6 protein-coding genes are annotated in these 6,211 nt (G+C 72.6%); 3 read left to right on the forward strand and 3 right to left on the reverse strand.

What is annotated here, in order from left to right:
* Positions 1–475, forward strand: a 475-nt coding sequence (locus ACI2LP_RS28505) for a chaplin family protein (RefSeq protein WP_404727383.1), incomplete at its 5' end; no start/stop codon positions are given.
* 102 nt (positions 476–577) lie between these two features.
* On the opposite strand, the gene ACI2LP_RS28510 is transcribed toward ACI2LP_RS28505, so the two are convergent.
* Positions 578–766: a DUF5703 family protein gene (locus tag ACI2LP_RS28510; RefSeq protein WP_005319466.1), complete on the reverse strand. Its 189-nt coding sequence runs from the start codon at positions 764–766 to the stop codon at positions 578–580.
* A 47-nt stretch (positions 767–813) separates the two neighbouring features.
* On the opposite strand from ACI2LP_RS28510, the gene ACI2LP_RS28515 reads away from it, so the two are divergent.
* On the forward strand, positions 814–1,476 hold the full coding sequence (locus tag ACI2LP_RS28515) for a hypothetical protein (RefSeq protein ID WP_404727384.1): 663 nt from the start codon (positions 814–816) through the stop codon (positions 1,474–1,476).
* A 118-nt stretch (positions 1,477–1,594) separates the two neighbouring features.
* Here the strand turns inward: ACI2LP_RS28515 and ACI2LP_RS28520 are convergent, their stop codons facing one another.
* Positions 1,595–3,847 carry a helix-hairpin-helix domain-containing protein gene (locus tag ACI2LP_RS28520; RefSeq protein WP_404727421.1) on the reverse strand — a complete coding sequence of 751 codons (2,253 nt, stop codon included), beginning with the start codon at positions 3,845–3,847 and terminating at the stop codon, positions 1,595–1,597.
* 17 nt (positions 3,848–3,864) lie between these two features.
* A complete protein-coding gene (locus ACI2LP_RS28525) occupies positions 3,865–4,848 on the reverse strand; it encodes an aldo/keto reductase (RefSeq protein WP_404727385.1) in 984 nt (327 codons plus the stop codon).
* Between the two features lie 129 nt (positions 4,849–4,977).
* On the opposite strand from ACI2LP_RS28525, the gene ACI2LP_RS28530 reads away from it, so the two are divergent.
* Complete coding sequence (locus tag ACI2LP_RS28530; RefSeq protein ID WP_404727386.1) at positions 4,978–6,027, forward strand: LLM class F420-dependent oxidoreductase; 1,050 nt, start codon at positions 4,978–4,980, stop codon at positions 6,025–6,027.
* The last annotated feature ends 184 nt before the right edge of the window (positions 6,028–6,211 follow it).

Consider the following 6,211-nt stretch of genomic DNA (forward strand, 5'->3'; position numbering starts at 1 on the left):
CTCTCCCGGTGTTGCCTCCGGCAACAACGTCCAGGCGCCGGTCCACGTCCCCGTGAACGCGTGCGGGAACACGGCCAGTGTCGTGGGTCTGCTCAACCCCGCCAGCACCAACGAGTGCGGCAGCAACGTCGGCGCCAACACGCCGCCCGCACAGCCGGGCACGCCGACCCAGCCCGGTACCCCGACTCAGCCGGGCACGCCGACCCAGCCCGGTACCCCGACTCAGCCGGGCACGCCGACCCAGCCCGGTACCCCGACTCAGCCCGGCACCCCGAGCCTGCCGGGCACCCCGACTCAGCCCGGGGCCGAGGTGCCGGTCACTCCGAACACCCCCGGCACGCAGACCGTGACCCCGCCGAGGGCCGGTCAGCTGGCGCACACCGGTGCTGGAGCGCTGGACATGCTGGCCCCGGCCGGGGCCGGTCTGCTGCTGGCGGGAGCGGTGCTCTACCGCCGCGCCCGCGCCTCTGCGTAACCAGGAGGTCACGGTGCAGCACATTCGTACGTAACGGTACGAAGGGGCATGAAACGGAGCGGGTCCCGCGGTCGTGGGGCCCGCTCCGTACTGCTTACTCGCTCACCAGGTGGCGCGCACCTGACGGATGATGCGCCGGCGCAGCCGCACCCTGCGGCTGCCGTCCCGGTGCAGACTCAGTCGGTCCAACTCCCAGTGTCCGTACTCGGCATGGTCGGTCAGCAGACGTGTCGCCTCCTTGCGGGAGACCCCGCGCGGCACGTAGACGTCGACAAATTCGTATTCCGGCATCGCATCTATTGTGCGGGCAGAGCCCTGGTACGGATAGCGTCTGCACTATGTCTGATGCTGCGCAGCCCACCGCTGCCGAGGTACGTGCCGCCGCCGAGGCGGTCAAAACCGCACTGGACCGTCACCTCGCGGCGGTCGAGAACCGCTCGGGCGAGGACGACCCGGCTGTCTACGACGCGTTCAACCACCTCGCCGCGGCGGCGGAGGCGTACGACGAGCGCCTGTACGACCGCTACGACGAGGTGACGCCGTTCGAGATCCCGGGTGCGGACGACTCACTGCCTCCGTACACGGGACCCGAGGAGCCGAACGCGCTCAGTGTGCTGATCCGCCGGGACTACGCGGTGGTCGAGCCGCAGCGACTGCTCGCACAGGCACAGCGCATCGCCGACCTGGACCCCGACGAAGAACGCGCGGAGACGGCCCCGGTGGTCGGCACGAGCGTGCACGCGGCGCTCGGCGTGCTCTTCGGGGAGTTCGAACCGGACGAAATCGCTTCCCGGCACAAGGAGTTCGGCCTGGAGGAGGGCGACTCCACGCTGTGGGTGTCGGCTGCGGACGATCTTCCGGAGCCGGGGGAGTGGCTGAGCACGCCCTTCGACCAGGCCGACCCAGAGCGGATCGTGTGCCGCTTCGATGTCAGCTCGGTTTTCGACGAGGACGAGCTGGCCCCGGATCTGGACGACGACATCGACGAAGTGGAGTCCTGACCGCGCGAGACGTCCAGGCCCGGTGTCCGTGACCGGTACGCCGAGGCGGGGGTTCGTAGCCGAGGCCCCCGTCGCGTCCTGGCGGCGGGGGCCTCGGTGCGGCCCCGGGGCGTACTGATCACTGTGCCGGGGCGAGCAGCCCTTCGAGCAGCGTCCGCAGCCGCGTCGTGCGCTCCTGGGCAGGGACCTCCGCCACCGCGCGCGGCAGCGCCTGGTCCACGCCGTGCACCACGGACAGATGGCGCTCCCCACGGCTGAATGCGGTGTAGACCCACGGCCGGCTCAACCCCTGCGCCGCATCGCCCGGCAGCACCACGACCGCCGCGGGCCAGCGCATCCCCGCGGCCTGGTGCGCCGTCAACGCCCAGCCGTGCCGCACCGCCGACTCGACCCGCTCCTTGGGTACGAGGACGGGCGTGCCCCCGCAGTCGAGGTGCAGGCCGTCCGCCTCCGCCGAGACGACGGTGCCGGGCAGTGTCCGGCCGAGCGCCGGGACATACGCCACCCGGTCGCCCGGGTCGAAACCGCCGAACTTGCCGGGACCCGGGTTCAGCCGCTGCTTGAGAGCCGCATTCAGCGCGTGCGTCCCCGCGGAGCCGCCGTGCCCGACCGTGATCACCTGAGTCTGCTCGGGCGGCACTCCGATGGCCCGTGGCACCGAGTCCGCGACGAGCTGCACCGTACGGTGGACCGCCTCTCCCGCGTCCCGCACCGGGACGATGACGACCTCCTTGCCGGGCGCCGCCACCTGGTTCAGCTCGCCGATCCCGATGCCCGAGACCAGCTCGCCGATCGGACCGGGGTCCGGCGTCCGCGAGGCGGTCTGCGGGCACACCCTCGCCGCCAGCACATCCGCGAACACCCGGCCCGCGCCCGCCGAGTCCAGCACTCCGGGGTCGCCGCTCAACACCAGCCGACTGCCGTCGGGCATCGACTCGACCAGCATCGCCGCGGTCTCCACGTCCAGTTGCGGCGCGTCAAGGACGACCAGGAGATCGAGCGCGAAGGCCCCGTCCCCGTCCCGGCCGGGCCCCTGGGCCCCGGAAAGCAGCCCGGCGACAGTGACCGCGGCCGGGCCGAGCCGTCGGCTGCCGTTCTCACTGTGGACCGCGACGACCGCGCGCAGCCCGAGGGCACGTGCCGCCTCGGCCAGCGCGACCGGCTCGGCGCGAGCCGCCTCGCCGCCGGTGTGCACCACCAGGCCGCTCGCCGCGATCGCGCGGACCAGCTCCGTGGGCTCGGCCGCCTCCCACCGGGCATCGGCGCCCGACTTGGCCAGTCGCGCCAGGCCGTCCGCGAGGCTCTCCTCCGCGAGTGCGTACCGGTCGAGGCCCAGCAGCACGGGCACGGGCGGCTGGGCGGACTCGTCCCCCTCCTCGGCCTCCTCGATGCCGTCCTGGAAGACCAGCACGGTGCCCTCGGCGATGGCCTGTTGCAGTGCCTCGTCCGGATCGGGCACCGACCGCTCGGCCAGCGCACCGCGCACGACGGAGGACTCCAGCGCGGTGTGGCCCTGGAGCGCCGCGCGCTCCAACTGCCAGCCGACCAGGGCCGCCGTCCGGCGCTCGTCACCCGGGCCGCACTCGGCGCCGAGCAGCGCGCGGGCGAACCCGTCGGCCTGCTCCGGCCGGACACCGGGCACGGCCAGCAGCCGCCACGGATCCTCGCGCAGGGCGTCCGCGGCCTGCTCTCCGAGCACCTCGGAGACCTGGGCCGCCAGCGCCTGTGGCGCACCGCCCTCGGTGAGCACGGCCCGTACGGCGGTGACGGTCTCCGCCGCGGCCGCCCGCGGCGCCGTGGCGGGCTCCGGAATCCGCGGCCGCACCGGCTCGGTCGCGGTGGGTGCGGGTCGCCTGGGTGCGGGGGCGGTGGGGGTCCCGCCGGTGGAGCGAGCGGGCGAGTCGAAGAAGGCGGTGCCGGACTGCTCGCCGCTCTCCACGGCCCGTACCGCCGCGAGAAGATCGGCGGCCGTCCCGCTCAGCTTGGCGCCGCTCTCGATGGGCGCTGCCTTCTCGGCCTTCCGCTGCTCGATCCGGGCCCGCAACTCCCGCTGCGCGGCGAGCTCGGCCTCGGTCTCGGAGATCTCGGTCGCCTTCTCGGCGCCATCGGTGGCGGCCGCGTCCGAAGTCCCGGTCGCGTCCGTGTCCGGCGTCGCGTCCGGCGCGGCGGTGCCGTCCGCGGAGTCCGCGGCTTCAGCGTCGGCGGCCTCGTCAGCGGCCACGGTGGCGCCGTCCGGCTCGGCGTCGGCAGCGACCTCGGCGGAGTCCGCAACGCTGGTGGTGTCCGGTGTCGGGGCGGCCGCCCCGTCCGCGGACTCGCGGTCCTCGGCCGGGGGTTCGGCCCGCCGCGCAGCGGCTGTTGGGGGCGGCATCCCCTCGGAAGGCGCAGTCACAGCTCGCTCCAGTCCTGGTCGGGATATCGGTGCACGGGCGCCGACACATCGTCGAGCGCCTGGCAGATCTCGTCAGGAAGACTAAGGGCCTCCACTGACAATGCTGCCGTGAGCTGCTGCGCATTGCGCGCGCCGACGATCGGCGCCACCACCCCGGGCCGGTCCCGCACCCACGCGAGCGCCACCTGGAGCGTCGTCGCCGCAAGACCGTCCGCGGCGGTCGCCACCGCGTCCACGATGCTGCTCGCCGTCTCGTCCAGATACGGCTCCACGAACGGCGCCAACTGCTCCGACGCCCCCCGCGAATCCGCCGGAGTCGCATGCCGGTACTTCCCGGTCAGCACCCCGCGGCCGAGAGGCGAGGACGGCAGCAGCCCGACCCCCAGGTCCAGCGCGGCGGGCAGCACCTCGCGCTCGATCCCGCGCTGCAGCAGTGAGTACTCCATCTGCGTGCTGGCCAGTCGGGTCCGTACCCCCGGAGCGGCCAGCTGCCAGGTCGCCGCCTTCGCCAGCTGCCAGCCGCAGAAGTTCGACACGCCCGCATACCGCGCCCGTCCGCTGCTGACCGCTATGTCCAGCGCCTGGAGCGTCTCCTCCAGCGGCGTCCCGGGATCGAAGGCATGGACCTGCCAGAGGTCGACGTAGTCCGTCCCGAGCCGCTCCAGGGACGCGTCCAGCGCGGCGAGCAGATGCCCGCGCGAGCCGTCGAAGCGCCGGTCCGGATCGGGCACGCTGCCCGCCTTCGTCGCGATGACCAGATCGCGCCTCGGCACAAGCCGCTCGACCAACTGCCCCAGGAGATACTCGGCGTCCCCGCCGCCGTACACATCTGCGGTGTCGACCAGCGTCCCGCCCGCCTCCCAGAACACCTTCAACTGGTCGGCGGCATCATGCTCATCGGTGTCCCGGCCCCATGTCAGGGTGCCGAGTCCGATCCGGGACACGCGCAGGCCGGTGCGGCCGAGATGCCTCTGCTCCATGGGCGCTGAGATTACTGGCCAGGGGCCCACCCTGAGAGAGCCTGTGGACAACCTCCCTCTGCCGGATCTCCCGAAGCCGCGCTAGAGTCCGCGGAAAGGGACGTTACTGATCAGTAAGAGGGAGCGGTTATGCGGCTCGGCATCAACCTCGGCTACTGGGGCGCGGGGATGGACGGAGACAACCTCGCCGTCGCCAAGGAGGCCGACCAGCTCGGCTATGACGTCTGCTGGGCCGCGGAGGCGTACGGATCCGACGCCCCCACCGTCCTCACCTGGGTCGCCGCGCAGACGGAGCGCATCGACGTCGGCTCCGCGATCATGCAGATCCCGGCCCGCCAGCCCGCCATGACGGCGATGACCGCCGCGACCCTCGACTCCCTCTCGGGCGGGCGCTTCCGCCTGGGCCTGGGCGTCTCGGGCCCGCAGGTCTCCGAGGGCTGGTACGGCATCAAGTTCGACAAGCCGCTCTCCCGCACCCGCGAGTACGTCGAGATCGTCCGCAGGGCGATGTCCCGCGAGCGCCTGTCGTACGAGGGCGAGCACTGGACGCTCCCGCTGCCGGACGGCCCGGGCAAGCCGATCAAGCTCACCGTGCACCCGCAGCGCGAGCACATCCCGCTGTACATCGCCGCGATCGGACCCAAGAACCTGGAGCAGACCGGTGAGATCGCGGACGGCGCGCTGCTGATCTTCCCGTCCGCGGAGCATCTCGAGGACACGGCGATCAAGTATCTGCGGGCGGGCCGCGAGAAGGCGGGCAAGACGCTGGAGGGCTTTGACGTCTGCCCGACGCTGCCGCTGGCGATCGGCGACGACGTCAAGGGCCTTGCCGACATGTTCCGTCCGTACACCGCGCTGTACGTCGGCGGGATGGGCAGCCGCAAGCAGAACTTCTACAACCAGCTTGCGCAGCGGATGGGTTATGAGAAGGAAGCGGCCGAGATCCAGGACAAGTACCTGTCCGGCGACAAGGAGGGCGCGGCGGCCGCGGTTCCGCACGAGCTGATCGACCAGACGACGCTGCTGGGCTCGGTGGACCGGATCGCCGACCGTATGCAGGCGTACGCCGAGGCCGGGGTCACCACTCTGACCCTCGCACCGGCGGGCTTCACGCTGGACGAGCGGATCGCGGCGCTCCGGGCGGGCACGGAAGCGCTGGAGCGCGCGGGCCTCGCGTAGTACTGACCTGCGGCGGCGCTGCCCCGGGCCCCGGGAGAGCCGAAAACAAGTCTGCGGCCGTGGTGCCCGGGTGCCTGTCCGGACGGGCCGGGCCCCGGGAGAGCCGAAAACAAGTCTGCGGCCGTGGTGCCCGGGTGCCTGTCCGGACGGGCCGGGCCCCGGGAGAGCCGAAAACAAGTCTGCG

Source organism: Streptomyces sp. NPDC019890, assembly GCF_044903445.1.
Taxonomy (GTDB): Bacteria; Actinomycetota; Actinomycetes; order Streptomycetales; family Streptomycetaceae; genus Streptomyces.

Coding starts and splice junctions, on each gene's coding strand:
- ACI2LP_RS28510 (WP_005319466.1), bottom strand. CDS start 766: ATGCCGGAATACGAATTTGTCGACGTCTACGTGCCGCGCGGGGTCTCC.
- ACI2LP_RS28515 (WP_404727384.1), top strand. CDS start 814: ATGTCTGATGCTGCGCAGCCCACCGCTGCCGAGGTACGTGCCGCCGCC.
- ACI2LP_RS28520 (WP_404727421.1), bottom strand. CDS start 3,847: ATGCCGCCCCCAACAGCCGCTGCGCGGCGGGCCGAACCCCCGGCCGAG.
- ACI2LP_RS28525 (WP_404727385.1), bottom strand. CDS start 4,848: ATGGAGCAGAGGCATCTCGGCCGCACCGGCCTGCGCGTGTCCCGGATC.
- ACI2LP_RS28530 (WP_404727386.1), top strand. CDS start 4,978: ATGCGGCTCGGCATCAACCTCGGCTACTGGGGCGCGGGGATGGACGGA.